The 18,056-nt window shown below is 67.0% G+C and carries 14 protein-coding genes; 5 read left to right on the top strand and 9 right to left on the bottom strand.

Annotated elements, in window-relative coordinates; all coding sequences use genetic code 11:
- Positions 1-41: 41 nt before the first annotated feature.
- From NP4_RS21480 to NP4_RS21495, 4 genes are all read right to left on the bottom strand, one after another.
- Complete coding sequence (locus NP4_RS21480; protein WP_082876077.1) at positions 42-2,960, bottom strand: MMPL/RND family transporter; 2,919 nt, start codon at positions 2,958-2,960, stop codon at positions 42-44.
- Between the two features lie 16 nt (positions 2,961-2,976).
- Positions 2,977-3,429: an MmpS family transport accessory protein gene (locus tag NP4_RS21485; protein WP_169813781.1), complete on the bottom strand. Its 453-nt coding sequence runs from the start codon at positions 3,427-3,429 to the stop codon at positions 2,977-2,979.
- Between the two features lie 85 nt (positions 3,430-3,514).
- Entirely contained in the window at positions 3,515-4,057 is a 543-nt protein-coding gene (locus NP4_RS21490; protein WP_068000553.1) for a YaeQ family protein, read from the bottom strand.
- 25 nt (positions 4,058-4,082) lie between these two features.
- On the bottom strand, positions 4,083-4,799 hold the full coding sequence (locus NP4_RS21495; RefSeq protein ID WP_068000556.1) for a DJ-1/PfpI family protein: 717 nt from the start codon (positions 4,797-4,799) through the stop codon (positions 4,083-4,085).
- A 129-nt stretch (positions 4,800-4,928) separates the two neighbouring features.
- Between NP4_RS21495 and NP4_RS21500 the strand changes: the two genes are divergently transcribed.
- Both NP4_RS21500 and NP4_RS21505 read left to right on the top strand, forming a co-directional pair.
- Positions 4,929-6,008, top strand: a complete 1,080-nt coding sequence (locus tag NP4_RS21500; protein WP_068000559.1) for an NAD(P)H-dependent amine dehydrogenase family protein — start codon at positions 4,929-4,931, stop codon at positions 6,006-6,008.
- Positions 6,005-6,493, top strand: a complete 489-nt coding sequence (locus tag NP4_RS21505; protein ID WP_068000562.1) for a carboxymuconolactone decarboxylase family protein — start codon at positions 6,005-6,007, stop codon at positions 6,491-6,493. The genes NP4_RS21500 and NP4_RS21505 overlap by 4 nt, the downstream gene beginning before the upstream one ends.
- A 1-nt stretch (position 6,494) precedes the next feature.
- On the opposite strand, the gene NP4_RS21510 is transcribed toward NP4_RS21505, so the two are convergent.
- On the bottom strand, positions 6,495-8,168 hold the full coding sequence (locus NP4_RS21510; protein WP_082876079.1) for a DUF885 domain-containing protein: 1,674 nt from the start codon (positions 8,166-8,168) through the stop codon (positions 6,495-6,497).
- A 144-nt stretch (positions 8,169-8,312) separates the two neighbouring features.
- Between NP4_RS21510 and lysA the strand changes: the two genes are divergently transcribed.
- Positions 8,313-9,833, top strand: coding sequence for a diaminopimelate decarboxylase (gene lysA / locus NP4_RS21515; protein ID WP_169813782.1), 1,521 nt, complete (start codon positions 8,313-8,315; stop codon positions 9,831-9,833).
- A complete protein-coding gene (locus NP4_RS21520) occupies positions 9,830-11,314 on the top strand; it encodes a class I adenylate-forming enzyme family protein (protein ID WP_068000569.1) in 1,485 nt (494 codons plus the stop codon). The genes lysA and NP4_RS21520 overlap by 4 nt, the downstream gene beginning before the upstream one ends.
- On the opposite strand, the gene NP4_RS21525 is transcribed toward NP4_RS21520, so the two are convergent.
- From NP4_RS21525 to NP4_RS21540, 4 genes are read right to left on the bottom strand one after another with little or no spacing between them, the layout of a single operon-like run.
- Positions 11,304-13,127: an ABC transporter substrate-binding protein gene (locus tag NP4_RS21525; RefSeq protein ID WP_169813783.1), complete on the bottom strand. Its 1,824-nt coding sequence runs from the start codon at positions 13,125-13,127 to the stop codon at positions 11,304-11,306. The genes NP4_RS21520 and NP4_RS21525 overlap by 11 nt on opposite strands.
- Before the next feature lie 2 nt (positions 13,128-13,129).
- Complete coding sequence (locus tag NP4_RS21530) at positions 13,130-15,163, bottom strand: dipeptide ABC transporter ATP-binding protein (protein ID WP_082876081.1); 2,034 nt, start codon at positions 15,161-15,163, stop codon at positions 13,130-13,132.
- A 1-nt stretch (position 15,164) separates the two neighbouring features.
- Positions 15,165-16,016, bottom strand: a complete 852-nt coding sequence (locus NP4_RS21535; protein ID WP_068000577.1) for an ABC transporter permease — start codon at positions 16,014-16,016, stop codon at positions 15,165-15,167.
- The gene (locus NP4_RS21540; protein ID WP_068000580.1) at positions 16,016-16,963 is read right to left on the bottom strand and encodes an ABC transporter permease; all 948 of its coding nucleotides are present in this window, start codon (positions 16,961-16,963) and stop codon (positions 16,016-16,018) included. Before NP4_RS21540 ends, NP4_RS21535 begins: the two co-directional genes overlap by 1 nt.
- 129 nt (positions 16,964-17,092) lie before the next feature.
- On the opposite strand from NP4_RS21540, the gene NP4_RS21545 reads away from it, so the two are divergent.
- The gene (locus NP4_RS21545) at positions 17,093-18,052 is read left to right on the top strand and encodes a phage baseplate protein (RefSeq protein ID WP_082876082.1); all 960 of its coding nucleotides are present in this window, start codon (positions 17,093-17,095) and stop codon (positions 18,050-18,052) included.
- The last annotated feature ends 4 nt before the right edge of the window (positions 18,053-18,056 follow it).

Raw genomic sequence — 18,056 nt, forward strand, 5'->3', positions numbered from 1 at the left:
ATACATTCCCCCCGTGAGGCGACCCGGGGAAGTCTATCGGCTCACTGTTGCACGCGTAACCCTCGCAGGGGCCACCAAAACCATTGGCCCAGCCGCATCGCCACCGCGGGCAGCAGGAAGGTCCGCACCACCAAGGTATCAAGCAGCAAACCGATTCCTATGATGGAGCCGATCTGCATAATATTGGCATTACTGCTGGTGACCAGCGCGAACATGGTGATGCCGAATACAATCCCCGCGGTGGTCACCACGCCCCCGGTCCCGGCGAACGCCCGGATCAAACCGGTAGCCAATCCCCCGCCCGCCTCCTCCTTGAATCGCGAGGTGAACAGCAGGTTGTAATCGGCCCCGACGGCGACCAGCGCGATGAACGTCAGCGGCGGCACGGCCCAGTGCAGCGGCTGCCCGAGCAGATGCTGCCAGATCAGTACGCCCACTCCGAGCGCCGAAACATACGACAGCAGTACGGTTCCCAGCACCGCCACCGCCGCCACGAGACTGCGCAGCACGATCAGCACGATCAGGAACACCAGGATCAGCACGATGATCATCAGCAGCCGGAAGTCGTGATCGGCGATGACCTGGATATCGGCCATCGTCGCGCCGACGCCGCCCACCGACACCGAACTCCCCTGCAGCGAAGTGTCTTTGATCGCCGCCTTCGCCGCGGCGAGGATCGCACGGGACCGATCGATGCCCTGGCCGCTGAAGCTCTCGTTCTCCCCGTACACGATGACCCGCGCGGTGCGCCCGTCACCGGAGATCAGCAGCTTCATCGCTGTCTGGAAGCGCGGATCGGAAAGGGCCTGCTGCGGTAGATGAAACGGGCCCGAGCCCATGGCCGTGGTATCGCGGCCGATGTCCTGCAGATAGGCCGTGATATCGCGCAGCTGCGGAACCAGCAGGCGCACCGTGGCGATCATCGCGCTCGCCATCGTGCGCATCTGCGCGATCGAATTCTCCATCGCCGGAATGCCCTGTCCCAGACTGGATATGGCGCCGGAGGTGAGATCGGTCCCCGCCGAGAGCTGATCCAGCGCGGTCGACAGCTGCCCGACGGCGTCGAGCGAATCGAACAGCTGCCTGGCCGTACTGCAGGCCGGATCGTTCCCGCAGTTCGGATTGCCGTCCACGAAGGGCCTTGCGGGACCGACGGTTTCGGTCACGGTGGATGCCAGCTGTTGCATCTGCTGGGTCTGGGTACGCAGATCCCCCATACCCGCCGACAGCCCGCGCAGGCCCGCGCCGCCCGCGTCGACCTGCCGCGACATGGCGTCGAGCCCGCCGATCAGCTGCTGCAAGCCTCCGGTGAGCGAGGACAGATCATCGAGCCGCTGCTCGATCACCGAGGAACTCAGATCCAGGCGATTGCCGATGTATCCGGCCTGATACAGCACCGAGCCCTGTTCCAGCCGGGTACCCAGCGGACGCGTAATGCTCTGCACCGCACTGACATCGGCGATCCGAGCGACACTCGCGCTCACCTGTTCCACGGCGGTCAGATCCGAGGCGTCGCGCAGATCGTGGTCGGCGGAGATCAGCAGGAAATCCGGGGACATCCGGTTCTTCGGGAAATGCCGGTCGGCGGCCTGATAGCCGAGATTACTCGCAGTGTCGTCGGGCTGCATGGCCCGTTCGTTGTAGCTGATCCGAATACTCGGCAGCGCCGCGGCGCAGACCAGCAGTAGGGCGAGGCAGGCCGTGGCAATCGGGATCGGCCAGCGCGCGACCGACGCGCCGATGCGCCGCCACCGCAGCGGTGAGCGGGTGGGCCGGGGTTCGAGAAAGCCCAGATGCCTGCAGATTTCGACGAGAGCGGGTGTGAGGGTGAGCGCGGCCGCGCCGCCGACCAGCATGCCGATCGCGCAGGCCATACCGGACGTGCGCAGCAGGCCCAGCTGACTGGTCCGCATGCAGGCGCAGGCGGCGGCGATCGTCAGAGCCGAGGCGAGGATCACCGGCGCGACCGATCGGAACGCGTTGTGATAGGCGTCCAGATACGCCCGGCCCGCGCGGCGACCCTCCTGATAGCGGCCGAGGAAGAAGATGGCGTAATCGGTCCCCGCGCCGAGGATCATGGCCGAGGCGAGCGCGCTGGCGAAGATCGATACCTCGATGACGCCGTGCTCACCCAGCAGCGCGATCACCGCGCGGGCGACCGCGAGCGCGATGCCGACCGTCATCAGCGGCACCGCCGCCGCGACCAGCGACCGGTACACCACGAGCAGCAACAGCAGAATCAGTACGCCCGTGACGACGGTCAGCACGACCATGCTGTGGTCGGCCGTGGCGATCTCGTCGCCCGCGGTGGCCGACGGTCCGGTCACGAAGACATTGAGGCCCAAGGGTTTCGGGTGCGCCGAGACGATCGCGCGAACGGCCTCGATGGACCGCTGCGCCTGGGTGGTGCCCATCTCGCCGGTGAGGCGCAACATGACGTAGGCGGCCTTGCCGTCGGCGCTCTGATTCGCCACCGCCGTCTGCGGATTCGACCAGACGTCCATGGCCGACTGCACATGCGATCGGTCGCGCTGCAATTCGGCCAGCAACTCGCTGTAGTACCGATGATCGGCGTCGCCGAGCGGATCCTTCGGCCGTTCCAGCAGTACGAAAACGACATTGTTGGTATCGGATTCGTGGAAATCGGCGCCCATTTTCTTCAACGTGACCGCCGAGGCCGCATTCGCGGGCACGAATTCCCGCGAATGATCGGCGATCACCCGCTCCAACTGCGGAATCGCCAGATTCATCGCCCCGGCCAGTCCGACCCACGCGAGGACCACCAGTGGAGCCCAGCGCCGCACGAGACCGCCGACTGTCGGCCGTCCCACGCCCGCCGACGCACTACCGTCCCTACCGCGCAGAATACCGATGAGCGCGATCACGAATCGTCGCGCGGCGGTGAACACCGCGAATCGGCGCAGTGCCGCCGCGCAGGTGCGTTCGTCCTTCTGAAGCATCAGACGACCTCTCGGACTAAACCGTCACCAGATTGCAGCCCACCGCCGCGCGCGGCCCGGCGGCCGAATCGCGGGCCTGTTCCTTACCGTCCACGAGAATGCGGCAGGTCAGCGCGCCCTGCTCGGATTGCGCGACCACACCGGCCGGAATGGGTCGTCCGCCGGTGCGGATCTCCCGCGTCCACGGCAGCGATTGCGAGACCCGCTGGGGCGTGGACCGGTCGTCGAGATACACGATCTGTCCGGGGGCATCGCCGGTGACCTCGTAGACGACCGCGCGATCGCCCATATCCACATTCACGGCTCGACCGCCGCGCGGCTCGGCGGGCCCGGCCACCGCGACGTCCTTGCGCTGGGAAACGATCAGCCCGACAACCGTGAGCGCGGCGACCACGACGACCACGATCCAATACCGAGCCAACCGGGACGGCCCCGGCGATAACTCGATTCGACCGTTCTGCCGCTTCACGTGACAGACCGTAACACTTAAATTTCCGGACGGAACGGTCGTGTGACGCAGGTTATTACGCCGCGTAGTAAGTGGCAGTTGTCACCTATTGCAGGTGATGATCTCGAATCGCGCCACTGAGATCCGTGCCGTTGATATTCAGATACAACTGCCGCTCGGTGACCGACAACGACATGGAATTGCGCCGCTCGAGCACCGCGACGGCCGCATCGATGAATTCCCGCTCGAAACTGTGCAGCACGATATCCTGCACCCGGTGAATCTTCTTGCCGGACAACGCGTTACGCACCTTCTCCGGATCACGATGGGTGTAGATCACCAACCGCTCGGCCGATTTACTCCCCCGATGAATCCGATCCGCATCGGGCGCACCGATATCGATCCAGGTCGTGATCCGCCCTGTGAGATCGCGCACGAGCACCGCGGGCTCATCGGTCGAAGAGACGCCGCCGTCACTGAACGCAATGCCCTCGGTGTATTCCAGGCAGTACGCCAACAGCCGAGTCACCATGAACTCGGCGGTCTCGGATGGATGCCGGGCGACCCGCGACTCCCACTCCTCGTAGACGCCGCGATCGACATCGGACAGCTGGATGGTGAAGGCGTAGAGGGTCGCACCGAGGGCCATAGGAGAAGAAGCTTAGCGCCGAGGATCAGACCGCTCGCTCGGTGAAGCGCCTGGCCACCGTTTCGCCGAGCGACTCCATCGCCGCGAGCAGCGGGGCGTAATGGGTTTCGACGCGCTCGCCGTAGGCGGGGTCGGCCACACGTGGGTGGCCGACCCCGTAGACCGCCTCGGGGGCGTATTCGAGGACGTACTCCTGGGTGCGGGCGGTCTCCTCGTCGAACAGGTCGCGCACCAGATGCAGGCCCAATTCGATACTGCCGCTGATGGGTCCGGCCGTGAGGCGATTGCGGTCGCGCACCACATTGGCCTGTTCGGGAATCGCGCCGACCAGCGGGAGCAAGTGGTGGGCGTGGTGATTGGTGGTGGCGCGATAGCCGTCGAGCAGGCCCGCCGCGCCCAGCAGCAGTGCGCCGGTGCAGATTCCGCCGAGGAACCGCGTGCTGTCGGCGCGATCGGCGAGGAAGTCGAGGGTTTCGGGATCGTCGAAGGTCTCGTGTCCGACCGCGCCCACCAGCAGGGCGTCCAGATCCTGCGGACAGTTACCGAAAGTGGTGGTGGCATGGGCGGGCAGAGGCGGGAACGCGGGTACGTCGTCGAGGGTCTTGCCGACGAAGTGGAACTCGACCCCGGGTAGCAGCGCGAACGCGGTCTGCGCGCCGAGCACGTCGAGCGGCATCCAACCGGGCGCCACCAGGATCGCGATATTCACCGGATCCTGCCGGGGCGCAACGGGGTTGTTCATCAGGTGGTCATCCCTTCATTGGCAGGCGGGTCGTGGTCGACCGGCCTGTCACAACTTTAAGGCTAACTGTAAGTTCGCGTATCGTCCCATTTTCGAGACGCCAAACCAAGCGCTTGCTACCTTCACGGGATGATCCCCACGATCGTCTGGGGCACCGGCAATGTCGGCCGCGCGGCCGTGCGCGCGGTGTCGGCCCATCCGGCGCTGTCACTGGCCGGTGTCCTCGTCCACAGTCCGGACAAGGTCGGGCGCGATGCCGGGGAGTTGGCCGGACTGGACCGCGAACTCGGGGTCGCGGCCACCGACGATGTCGCGGCCGTGCTCGGCGCCGGGCCGCGGGCGGTGGTCTACGCGGCCTCCGGCGATATCCGTCCCGATGCGGCGCTCGACGATGTCGTCGCGGCCATCGAGGCAGGGGCCGTGGTCGTGACGCCCGCGCTGTACGCGTTCTACGACCATCGCAGCGCCCCGGCCCAGGACCGGGAGCGGGTGCTGGCCGCGATCGCCGAAGGCGGCGGCTCGCTGTTCGTCTCGGGTGTGGACCCCGGCTGGGGCAATGATGTGCTGCCGCTGCTGCTCAGCGGATTGGGTGGGGAGATCGACGTGCTCCGCTGTCAGGAGATCTTCGACTACACCACTTACGATCAGCCCGATTCGGTGCGCTATCTGGTCGGCATGGGTCAGCCGATGGACTATCAGCCGCCGATGCTCGCCGCGGGCGTGCCGACCATGGTGTGGGGCGGGCAGATTCGACTGCTCGCCCGAGCGCTGGACGTCCCACTCACCGATATTCGCGAAACCCTCGAGCGGCGTGCGCTGGACCGCACGGTCGTCACCGAGCGCATGGGCGAATTCGCCGCGGGCACCCAGGGTGCGGTGCGCTTCGAGGTGCAGGGCATCGTCGACGGCGAACCGCGCTTGGTGATCGAACACATCACCCGCATCGATCCCGGCTGCGCGCCGGACTGGCCCACCCCGCCCAATGGCGAGGGGGCACACCGGGTCATCGTCGAGGGCCGCCCGCGCATCGAGGTGACCGTCGAGGCGAGCGACGAGGACGGCAACAGCTCGGCGGGCGGCAATGCCACCGCGGTCGGGCGGCTGGTGGGCGCGATCGACTGGCTCGCCGCCGCCGAACCCGGACTCTACGACGCGCTGGAGGTTCCGCTACGACCGGCGGCCGGCGCTCTCGGAAGGAGCAGCTCATGATCATCGATGTGCCCGAGGGGCGCGATCCGATCGAATACGTCTGGGGCGAGATGGTCCCCGGAATCGGCCCCGCCGCATCGCAATTCGCCCTGGCGGTCTACTCGCACAGCACGCTGGGTCTGCGCGAATTCGAGGCGGCCCGACTGCGGATCGCGCAGATCAACGGCTGCCTGTTCTGCCAGGACTGGCGCACCGAACGCGATGGACAGAAGGTCGAACCGGAATTCGCCGACGCCGTGGCCCAGTGGCGCACCACCGAACTGTTCGACGATCGCACCCGCCTGGCGGCGGAGTACGCCGAACGATACGCCCTGGACCACCACGGCTTGGACGAGGAGTTCTGGACCCGATTCCTGGACCGGTACTCCCAGCGTCACGCCGTGGAACTGACCATGTGCCTGGGCTCATGGCTCGGCTTCGGACGCCTCAACCGCGTCTTCGGTCTCGACGCGGTCTGCGTCCTGCCGAGCCATCCGCGATCCTGAACTACAGTTCGGCCAGGCCGCGCTCGAGATCGTCGAGCCCGAGCGAACCCATCGACAGCGCGGCCATATGCCACGCCTTCAGATCGAAGTCCGCGCCCTTGGCCGCCTCGGCCGCGGCCCGCCCGCGCCGCCAGGCGCGCTCGCCCAGCTTGTAGCCGATGGCCTGGCCGGGCCAGCCCAGATACCGCACGATCTCGCTGTCCAACAGCGCCGACGGCAGGCCGCAGTACAGGCCGAAGAACTCGCGGGCCGGTCCGGGCGTCATGATCTCGCCGGGCCGATACGGCGAATGCGAGGGGAACTCGAGTTCCAGATGCATACCGATATCGAGGACGACCCGCAGCGCGCGCAGCATCTGCACATTCAGGTAACCGAGCCGGTGGCCGGGATCGGTGAGGTAGCCGAGTTCGTCCATGAGCCGTTCCGCATACAGCGCCCAGCCCTCGACGTTCGCGCTCACCAGGCCCAGGGTCACCTGGTACTTCGACAGCGATTCGGCGAGGTAGATCCACTGGCCCAGCTGCAGGTGATGGCCGGGGACACCCTCGTGGTACCAGGTCGACACATGCTCCCACTCCGGGAAGCGGGTGCGTCCGAAGGCAGGCAGCCAGGTGCGACCGGGGCGGGAGAAATCCAGTGACGGCTGGGTGTAGTAGGGCGCGGACGCCGTACCGGGCGGGGCGATCCGCGATTCCACGCGCAACAGCGGTTCGGCGAGATCGAAATGGGTGCCGTTCAGGTCGGCGATGGCGCGATCCATGAGCTGCTGCAGCCAGATTCGGGTCTCCTCGACCCCCTCGATGGCCGGGCCCTCGGTGGCCAACCACTGCATCGCCTCGCTCGGCGTCGCGCCGGGGCGGACCCGCTCGGCCTCTTGGCGCATTTGCGCGGCGAGCTCGTGGAACTGCTCCCAACCCCAGGCGTAGGCCTCGCGCAGATCCAGATCCGCGCCGTTCCAGTAGCGGGCCAGCAGGCTGTAGCGCTGTTCGCCGACCGCGTCGGGCGTGCCATCGGCCGCGGGCAGATATTCGGTGCGCAGCCAGTCGCGGATCTCGGCGATGGCCTTGGCCGCCGCCAGCGCGCCGGTCTCGAGCTCGGCGTGCAGGGCCTGCGGTGCGGGAGAGATCAATTCACCGAACCAGCCGCCGGGACGGCTGCCCGACAACCACTCCTCGAGCTGCCCGATCACGGTGGTGACCTGACGCGGCGCGGCCAGCAGGCCGCGGTCCCTGCCCGCGGCAAGGCTGTCGGTGTACTGCCGCACGGCCACCGGCATCCGCCCCAGGCGCGCGCCGATATTGCGCCACTGATCGTCGGTGTCGGTGGGCAGCATGGTGAAGATGCCCTGCAGCAGATGCAGCGGGGAGTCGATATTGCGGATCGTGCGCAGGAACTCCCCCGAATCGTGCACCGCCAGTTCGGCGGTCAGGCGTTCGCGCAGCAGCGTGGCGCAGCGCTGTTCGCCCAGTTCGTCGGGAATGTCGGCGGCGTCGAGCTCGGCGAGTACCCGGCGCGCCTGCGCGGCCGCGGCCTCGTAACCCGCCGGGGAGTAATCGGGGAGCCGGTCGTCGGCGGGATCTCCCAGTCCCAGTTCGACCGCGATGAGCGGATTCAACTCGGCCATCGTCGTCACATGCCGGTCGGCGATCTTTTGCGCGGAGGTCTCCTGAGCCATGGTTGCCATTCTTACCGAAAACAGTTGTCTCCCAACATTTTTTGGGGCACTTAATTGATGTTCGATTGTTCAGGACACCTGTCGAACAACGCACGCGACGCGTTGACTTGCGGGACGGACGGCATGATCTAGCGGGAGGGTGGCGTGTCCGAGTTTTCTGTGCAAGGCATCGGTATCTCGAAGTTGGTGGCGGAGTTCGGAACTCCGCTCTACATCTACGACGGGGCCGTGATCGAACGCACCTATCGGGATCTGCGGGCGCGCCTGCACGACAGGATCGACATCTTCTATTCGCTCAAACCGAATCCGAACATCAGCGTGGTGCGACTGCTGCACCGGGCCGGGGCCCTCGCCGAGGTCTGCTCCCCGGGTGAGCTGGCCAGTGCGCTGCGGGCCGGGGTCGCACCCGGTGACATCCTTTATACCGGTCCGGGTAAGAGCCGCGAGGATCTGCGGCGGCTCATCGACCTCGACATCCGGGCGGTGATCTGCGAATCCTTCGACGAACTGGCCGATCTGGACGAGCTGGCGGCCGAGGCCGGACGGCGGCCGCGGGTGCTGCTGCGGGTGAATCCGGCGTTCGGGGTGCGCGGCGGCCGGTTGACGATGGCCGGTAAGCCCCGGGAGTTCGGCATCGACGAGGAGCAGGTGCTGGCCGCGACCGATCTGCTCGCCCGCCATCCGCATCTGCGGATCATCGGCATCCACTGCTTCACCGGCACCCGCATCCTGGACGCCGGGGTGGTGGTGGACAACACCCGCCGCATCCTCGATCTGGCGACCAAGGTGAGCGAACAGCTCGGCATCACAATGGAATTGGTGGATATCGGCGGCGGCATCGGAATTCCCTACTTCCCCAACGAGCGCGAGGTCGACCTCGACGTACTGGCCGAGGGCGTCAATGCCGCGGTCGCCGAATTCGGGCTGCGGTATCCGGATGCGCGAATCGCGATCGAACCCGGGCGATTTCTGGTCGGCCCCGGCGGAACCTACGCCGTGCGGGCGCGGTCGGTGAAGACCTCGCGCGGAGAGCGCTTCGTCATCACCGACGGCGGCACCCATCAGCACATGTCGGCGGTCGGCACCGGCACCTATCTCAAGCGGAACTTCCCGATGGCGCTGCTGAGCGACCTCGATCGGGAATCCGCCGGGCCGTGCACGGTGACGGGGCTGCTGCTCACGCCGACCGACATCATCGGCAAGGATGTGGAGCTGCCGCCGATCGCGCGCGGGGAGGTGCTCGGCGTATTCCAGTCCGGCGCCTACGGTCCCAGCGCCTCGATCACCCATATGAACGGGCGCGGCTATCCGGCCGAGGTGCTGGTCCACGAGGGTCGCGCGCATCTGATCCGCACGCGCGACACCGAGGACGATCTGTTCACCCATCAACATCTGGTGAGCTTCGACGAGGATCCGCTGGTGCGGGAGATCCACGAGGTGATCCGGCGCACGGCGGGCGGCGAATCCGGCGCGGTCGGCGAAATCACCTCCGAGACACTGCTGTTCGACGATCTGGCGCTGGACTCGTTGTCGATCGTCGAACTGCTGACCCGGCTCGAGGACGAATTCGGCGTGCGCGTCGATCCGCACGAGCTGAATCCGGACACCGTGCGGACGGTCGGTTCCCTGACCGAATTCGTCGTCCGTGATCGGCGCGAATCGTGAACGACGCCGGGCTGTTGCACGAGCTGCTGGACGAGCGCGCTCGGACGACGCCGGACGGCAGGGCCGTCACCGCGGGTGAATCCACGCTCACCCACGGCGAATTGCGCGAGGCGAGTCTGCGCCTGGCGGGCTGGCTCGACGCGGTCGGCGTGCGGCGCGGCGATCGGGTCGCGCTGCGGCTGCCCGCCTCGGCGCCGACGACCGCGGTGCTGTACGCGGTGTCGCGGCTCGGGGCGGCGTTCTGTGTGCTGCACGAGCAGGTCCGCGGGCCCGCGCTCGAACATGTGCTGCGCGATCTGGAACCCGCGGTCCTGCTCACCGATGATCCGGACGCGCCGGCCGAGGTCGCGGTGTACGGCAGCGCCGAAATCGGCCGCGCGGCGGCCGAATACGCCCCGATCGTCGAGACGCCCGCGGTCGCGACGACCGATACCGTCTGCCTGATCTACACCTCCGGCAGCACGTCGCTGCCGAAGGCCGTGGTCACCGAGCATCGACAACTGCTGTTCGCGGCGCGGGCGATTCAATCCGAGATCCGTTACGCCCCGGGCGATACCGTCTTCGTCCCGCTGCCGCTGGCCTTCGACTACGGCCTGTACCAACTGTTCCTGGGCGCGATCAGCGGCGCGCACATCTGCCTCGGCGCGCCCGCCGAGGGCGGGGTGGCGCTGCTGCGCGGTCTCGAGCGCGCGCGGGCGACCGTGCTGGCCGCGACCCCGCCGATCGCGGAAACCCTGGTGTGGCTGCTCGGCCGGGCCCGCAGCATTCCCGGCACGCTGCGGCTGCTCACCACCACCGGCGCGGCCATGCCCGCGCATACCGCCCGCGCCCTGCGCGCGGCCCTGCCCGCGCTGCGCCTGCAGATCATGTACGGGCTGACCGAATGTAAACGGGTGGCGATCATGCCGCCGGACGAGGATCTGCGCCGCCCGGGCGCGTCGGGCCGACCGCTGGCCGGTACCGAGGTCGTCGTCCTCGATCCCGGCGATATCGAACTGCCACCCGGCGAGATCGGCGAATTCGTCGTGCGCGGACCGCATGTGATGGCCGGATACTGGCGGCGCGCCGAACAGACCGAACGCTGCTTCGGCGACACCACCGACGGGCGGCGGTTCCTGCGCACCGGCGATTTCGGCTGGCTGGACGCCGACGGCTACCTCTACCTCGACGGCCGCCGCGACGATGTCTACAAGGAGCGCGGCCACCGGGTCAGCGTGCTGGAGATCGAGGCGGCCGTGCGCGAGGTGCCCGAGGTGCGCTCCGCCGCGGTGGTCCCCCCGGGCCCCGACACCCACGCCGTACTGGTGGTGTCGGGTCCGGTGATCGCGGCGGAGGTGCTGACCCGATTGCGGGCCTTGATCGAGCCCTACAAGGTCCCGCGCCGCTGCGTGGTGATCGAGACGATGCCGCTGACTGGCAACGGCAAGGTCGATCGCGCCGCGGTGGCCGAGCTGATCGGGGCGGTCCGGATCACTTCGTGAAGTACCAGTCCTCGGGCGCGCGGCCGGTCTGCACCGCCGGGAAGGCCACGCCACCGAGGTTTTTGGCGACGACCTCCATATAGGTGCGCAGCGGCATATTGATCTGCCCGGGCAGGGTCCGGGTGGCGTACTCCTCGTAGTCGGCGAACGCCTTCTTGTCGTCGGAGTGCAGGGTGGCGTTGATCAGCTCGGTGAGCTTGGGATCGTTGTAACTGCCGATATTGGCGCTCGAACCCGGCAGCAGCAGCTGATCACCGGTCGGCACGGCGTTGTACTGCTGGTAGCCGAAAAAGCCGATCTGCCAGTCGCACGCCGGACCCGAACCGTGGCAGTTGCTGATGTCGTCCATCACCGTATTGAATTCCTGCCCCTTCAGATCGAAGACGATTCCGGCCTGGGCGGCGTCGGACTTCCACTGCTGCACGACCCGGCCGTAGATCGGGTTGCCCGTGGAGTATTCGAGAGTGAACTGCAATCTGGTGCCCGCCGCGACGCCCGCACCGCACTGGTTGTCGGCCGCGCCGGGATTGGTGCAGGTCATCACGCCACCCTGATCTGTCCAGCCGTGTCCCGTCAGCAGCGCCCGGGCCTTCGCCTTGTCGAAAGGATATGGGCCCGAACCCCGTTCGGCGTCGGCGATATAGGGATTCTCCGGTTTGATGGGCACCGGGCCGGTGGTGATCGCGCCGTAACCGCGCATCGCGGAGTCGACGTCGGTTTCCTGATCCAGCGTCAGTTGCAGGGCTTGGCGGATGTAGAGCTGATTGAAGGTGGCCCCGAATGTCGGATTGGCCATATTCAGAATGGAGGTGCTCCAGCCCCAACCGTAGGCGGGCACCAGATTGTAATTGGCCTGCAACGGATTCGTGGACGGCAGCTCCTGCGACGCCTTCTTCTCCGGAAGATTGGTCACCTGGACCGAACCCACCGAAATGGCGTTCCCCGCGCGCAGTGTATTGAAGGCGGCGTCGGTGCTGGTGAACGGTTCCATCCTGTAGTGCGCCAGACGCGGCTTGTCCGGTCCGCTGTAGGACGGATTCGGATCGAACGAGATATGGCCCTGCGCATCGAAATTCGTCAGATGCCAGGGGCCGTCGACGACCTGCCACAGCGGATCGGTGGCGTAGGTGGACAGGTCCTTACTCTTCTCGTACAGATACTTGTAGACCGCCTCGCATTTTGATTGGTCCTCGGCGCAGCCGCCGCTGCCCGGCGCGGCCGCGTCGGAGGTCTTGTCCCAGGCCAGCGGCAGCGGCGTGATCTGGACGAGCTCCTGTCCGGTGAACCAGGTCGGGGAGTAGGAGTCGTTGAGCTTCAGGGTGATCTGCCGCGGACCGGTCGCGGTCACCGATCGCACATTGTCGGGGAACTGGCCGACGACGTACTGGGCGAAGTTCTGCTTCTGCGACAGCAGCAGATTCATCCAGAACTGGACGTTCTTCGCGTTGACGTCCTCACCGTTGGACCACTTGTAGGGCTTGATATCGATGGTGACCGTGGTGTTGTCGTCGCTGAACTTCGGCGGCGCGGCCAGACTCTTGGTCTCGTTGAGGCCGATGCCGCCCTGCGCGTCGCCGAACCAGTAGAGCGGGCGGTACATCAGATACTGCAGATCGCCCGTGGCGTACCCGCTGTTGTGGGCCGCGTCGTAGAACGGGAAGATCCAATTCGGCTGGGTGCCGGGCGCTTCGGCGAAGACCGCGGTGCCACCCTCCTGCGGCGCGCCGCCCGAATGCGTACCGCCCGAACCACATCCGGACAGCACCGATATCGCGAATACGAGCGCACCGACCGCGCTCGGTAATCTTCTCACCCTCATCCCCGGACTTCCTCTCTGTGGGGCACATCCTGCGCCGGCTCACCGGCCAGCGGGAAATGGCAGGCGGCCTGATGACCGTTTGCGCCGAACGGCCGCATCGGCGGCTCCTCGTGCGCGCAGATCTCCTGCGCCAGTGGACATCTGGTCCGGAATCGACAGCCCGACGGTGGGTTTCGCGCCGACGGCAGCTCCCCCGCGATGACGCCGAGGCGCTCGCGCGCGGCCCAGGGATCGGCGATCGGGACGGCGCCGATCAGGCCGTGGGTGTAGGGGTGGCGCGGGGTGCGATAGACCTCGGCGGCCGGACCGGATTCGACCAGTTTGCCCAGATACATCACGCCGATCCGGGTGGACAGATAGCGCACCACCGACAGGTCGTGGGAGATGAACAGGTAGGTCAGGCCGTGGCGGCGGCGCAGATCGCTCATCAGATTCAGGATCTGTGCCTGGATCGAGACGTCCAGCGCCGACACCGGTTCGTCGGCGACGATGAGTTTCGGTTCCAGCGCCAGCGCGCGGGCCAGCGCCAGGCGCTGGCGCTGGCCGCCGGAGAACTCGTGCGGATAGCGTTCGGCCGCGGCCGCGGGCAGGCCGACCTCGCCGAGCAGTTCCCGCACCCGGGCCGCGCGCTGCGCGCGGGTTCCGACGCCGTGGATCACCAGGGGTTCGGCGATTACGGTCCCGGCCCGCATGCGGGGATCCAGGGAGGAGTAGGTGTCCTGGAACACCAGATGCGTATCGCCCTCGATGGCGATACTGCCTCCGGTCGGGGTTTCCAGGCCCACGACGCAGCGGCCGATCGTGGACTTACCGCAGCCGGATTCGCCGACCAGGCCGAAGGTTTCGCCCGCGGCGACGGAGAAACTCACATCCGCGATCGCGGATATCGCGCCGACTCGTCGGCGCAGGATCGCGCCCGAGGTCACCGGAAAATCCTTGACCAGGTTTCGCACGGTGAGCAGCGGCGGCGCGACCGCGGCGGCCGGGGCGTCGAGTACGGCGGGTGCGCGGCCTGGTTCACGCACATCGATGCGACCGGTCGGTTCTGTCAGTTCGGAATCGCCGACCGGGTGAAAGCAGGCGTAGTCGTGGCCCGCGATCTCCCCGCGCAGCGGTGGCTCCTCCGCGCGGCAGCGGTCGGTCGCATGGCGGCAGCGCGGCGCGAATCGACAGGCGCGCGGGGGATCGAGCAGTTCCGGCGGCAGGCCCGGAATGCTGTACAGCCGGTCGCCGGTATCGGCCGAATTCTCCGGCAGCGCTTCGAAAAGCGCCTCGGTGTAGGGGTGGCGCGGATTGCCGAACAGCTGTCTGGTGTCGGTGAGTTCGGCGATGCGCCCCGCGTACATCACCGCGACTCGATCCGCGCGTCCGGCCACCACGCCGAGATCGTGGGTGACCAGGATGACGGCCATGCCGACCCTGGCGCGCAGTTCATCGATGAGCTCGAGGATCTGATGCTGGATGGTCACGTCGAGCGCGGTGGTCGGCTCGTCGGCGATCAGCAGATCCGGCTCGCACACCAGCGCGCGGGCGATCATGACGCGCTGGCGCATTCCGCCGGAGAGCTGATGCGGGTAGTCGTTCGATCGCTCGGCCGCGCGCGGCAGCCCGACCAGGCCGAGCACCTCGAGCACGCGCTCGCGGCGGGCCGCGGGCGAGAGGTCGGTATGCAGTTCCAGCGGTTCGCCGACCTGCCTGCCGATGGGCAGGGTTGGATTCAGCGAGCTCAGCGGGTCCTGGAAGACCATGCCGATCCGGCCGCCGCGAATCCGGCGCAACTCCGGTTCGGGCAGCCGCGCGATGTCCTCGCCGCCGAGCAGGATGCGGCCGGAGGCGATCCGGCCGCCCTCGGGCAGCAGCCGCAGGATCGACAGGGCCGTCATGGTCTTACCGCAGCCGGATTCGCCTACCAGCCCGAGTAATTCGCCACGGCCGACCCGCAGCGACACCCCGTCCACGGCGTGCACGACGCCGTCACGGACTTCGATCGTGGTATGCAGATCGTCGAGTTCCAGTACCGGCTCGGTCATTTCAGCGCCTCCGCAGCCGGACCTCGAGCGCATCGCGCAGCGCGTCGCCGAGGAAGTTGAAACCGATGACGACCAGCATGATCGCGATACCCGGCGGCAGGATCATCCACCAATAGCCGTTCTGCACGAATTCCGTTGCGTTGGAAAGCATATTGCCCCAGTCGGCATGCGGCGGGGCCATGCCGAGGCCGAGATAGCTCAGCGCGGCGACGAGCAGGATCGCGTCGGCCACCTGGAAGGTCGCGTTCACCACGATGGTGCCGATCGCGTTGGGCACAATGTGCCGCACGATCGCGCGGCCGTTGCCGCCGCCCATCATCGTGACGGCCTGCACGTATTCCCTTGTGCGCAAGGACAATGTCTCCCCGCGCACCAGCCGCGCGGGGGTCAGCCAGGCCGCGAAGGACACCACCACGATCAGCAGCCCGACCGAGGCGGTGAAGATCGAGGACAGGATCAGCAGCAGAAACAGCGTCGGAATCGCGAGCAGGGTGTCGACCACGCGCATCATCGCCGCGTCGAGCACGCCGCCGACGAAACCCGCGATCGCGCCCCACAACGCGCCGAAGACAGTCGCGATGATCGAGGCGGCCACCCCGATCTCGAGTGAGGCGCGTCCGCCCGCCATCAATCGGCCGAGTTCGTCGTAGCCGACATCGTCGGTGCCCAGCGGATGCGCGGCACTCGGCGGCTGATTGGCGCCCGCGAGATCGGTGGTGATCTGGTCGGTGTGATATATCAGCGGGCCCACGAAACAGAACAGCAGGAACAGCGCGATCAGCCCGAGGCCGACCAGGGCCAGCTTGTTCTCGAGCAGCGCTCGGCCGGGAACGTTTCGTGTGATATCGGTCATCAGTACTTCACCCTCGGATCCAGCACGGCGTAACCGATATCGGCGAGCAGCGAACCCACGACGGTCGCGATAGCGACCAGCAGGCCGATACCCAGCAGGATCGGGTAGTCGTGCACCTGCGCACCCTGGACGAAGATGAAACCCATCCCGGGATAGTTGAACACCTGCTCGGTGATCAGCGCGCCCGCGAACAGGTTCGGCAGTGTGATGCCGAGCAGGGTGACGATCGGGATCAGCGAATTGCGCAGCACATGCCGCAGCAGCACCCGGCCGTCGCTCGCGCCCCCGGCCAGCGCGGTGCGCACATAGTCCTGCTGCAGGTTCTCCATCACCGACGAGCGCACATATCGACTGAAGGAGGCGATGGTGATCAACGCCAGTGTCGACACCGGCAGCACCAGCCCGGAGACCTGACCGAAGATCTCGGCGAGGCTGTCACCGTTCGGCCCGACCGGCGGGAACCAGTGCAGTTCGATGGCGAACAACAGGATCAGCAGTTCGCCGAGGAAGAAGCTCGGCATGGCGTAGAACGCGAACGACAGGCCGGTCACGGTGTAGTCGCCGAGGGTGTTGCGGCTGCGGGCCTGATAGATCCCGATCGGCACGGCCACGATCAGGGCGACCACGGTCGACAGCGTCATCAGGATGAGTGTCTTGGGCAGATGCTCGGTGATCACATCCAGGACCGGCTGATTGAGCTTGTAGGAATAGCCCAGGTCACCGTGCAGAACACCGCCCGCCCAGTGCAGGAACTGGGCGAACAGCGGCCGGTCGTAGCCGTTCTGGTGCATGAAGGTGTCGATCTGCTGCGGGGTCGCCTTGGGCCCGAGGATCGCGCGGGCCGGACCGCCCGGCAGCAGCTGCAGCAGCGTGAAGGTGAGGACGGCGACCAGCACGACGACGATGACCGACTGCAGCACGCGCCGGAGGAGATATCCCGTCACCATGCGCGAATGTTAGCCATGTGAAATGCTTGCGTCCACGGATTCGACGCAGCCAGATTGTTTCAATTTGCCTGTGCGGCAGCCGATCTCTCGCCCTGCAGAATTCCGCGGCAGCGGGCACAATGCGGACTCGTGTCAGTGTCTCGCCGCAGTCTGTTCCAGCTCGGCGCCGGTCTCACGGCCGCCGCCCTGACAACCACCCGTCCGATCACCGCCCGCGCCGCGGTACCCGCGGGCCGATTCGAGTTGACCGCGCCCTCGACCACCCTGCTCTGGCGCAAATCACTGCACGACGAGACCGTCCTGCAGTCCTTCGCCGTCGACAACGCCCACGGGCATATCTACGCGGTGCAGCTGAAGAACGGCGGCGGATCGGATGCCGCCGGGGATCTGTGCCTGACCAAACTGTCCGAGAACGGGTCGGTGCTCGGCCACATGTATCTGATGGGCTTCGGGCACGGGGTGCAGATCGGGGTCGAGCCGTCGGGATCCTCGGCCTTCCTGTGGACCGAGACCGATGCGGCGAGCAATGGTGGCAGCGCACGGGGCACGCGACTCGGGCGGTTCGAATTCGCCGACGGCCGCACCCTCACCGCATCCTCGCCCGAACTCACCAAGTACAGTCCGGTGGCCGGTGCGAGCATCACCACCTGTGCGATCGATCCCTCGACCGATCGGCTGATCATGCGCTATTCGGATGGAAATGCTTTCCGCTACGCGGTATTCGAGCTGGCGACGGTGAAGGCGGGCGGGACGACGCGGCTCTACGACATCGCCCAGCCCGACGATCTGGGCACCTTCCAGGGCTACACCGCCTACGGCAACTACCTCTACCTGCTGAGCGGAAACGCTTACGGCGACGACAATCCCCCGCCCGGCAACACCTACATCACCAGTGTCGATCTGCGCACGGGCGCGCGGGTGCAGCACGAGCTGAGCCAGGCGGGGAAGTCGCTGGACTATCGCGAGCCGGAGGGCATGGCGATCCAGATCGCCTCGGGCGCACCGCGACTGTGCTTCGGATTCGCCTCCGGCGCGCCGAAAGGCCGTCAGGCCAACGTCTTCTACAAATACGAACTCGTCGACAGGTAGTGAG

Origin of the sequence: Nocardia pseudobrasiliensis NBRC 108224 (assembly GCF_001613105.1) — a bacterium.
In the GTDB taxonomy this organism is placed as follows: Bacteria; Actinomycetota; Actinomycetes; order Mycobacteriales; family Mycobacteriaceae; genus Nocardia; species Nocardia pseudobrasiliensis.

Excerpts from the sequence above, each read along its gene's own strand:
- NP4_RS21495 (WP_068000556.1), bottom strand. The coding sequence starts at position 4,799 with ATGAACAACCCCGTTGCGCCCCGGCAGGATCCGGTGAATATCGCGATC.
- NP4_RS21535 (WP_068000577.1), bottom strand. The coding sequence starts at position 16,016 with ATGACCGATATCACACGAAACGTTCCCGGCCGAGCGCTGCTCGAGAAC.
- NP4_RS21480 (WP_082876077.1), bottom strand. The coding sequence starts at position 2,960 with ATGCTTCAGAAGGACGAACGCACCTGCGCGGCGGCACTGCGCCGATTC.
- NP4_RS21510 (WP_082876079.1), bottom strand. The coding sequence starts at position 8,168 with ATGGCTCAGGAGACCTCCGCGCAAAAGATCGCCGACCGGCATGTGACG.
- NP4_RS21490 (WP_068000553.1), bottom strand. The coding sequence starts at position 4,057 with ATGGCCCTCGGTGCGACCCTCTACGCCTTCACCATCCAGCTGTCCGAT.
- NP4_RS21505 (WP_068000562.1), top strand. The coding sequence starts at position 6,005 with ATGATCATCGATGTGCCCGAGGGGCGCGATCCGATCGAATACGTCTGG.
- NP4_RS21540 (WP_068000580.1), bottom strand. The coding sequence starts at position 16,963 with ATGGTGACGGGATATCTCCTCCGGCGCGTGCTGCAGTCGGTCATCGTC.
- NP4_RS21530 (WP_082876081.1), bottom strand. The coding sequence starts at position 15,163 with ATGACCGAGCCGGTACTGGAACTCGACGATCTGCATACCACGATCGAA.
- NP4_RS21500 (WP_068000559.1), top strand. The coding sequence starts at position 4,929 with ATGATCCCCACGATCGTCTGGGGCACCGGCAATGTCGGCCGCGCGGCC.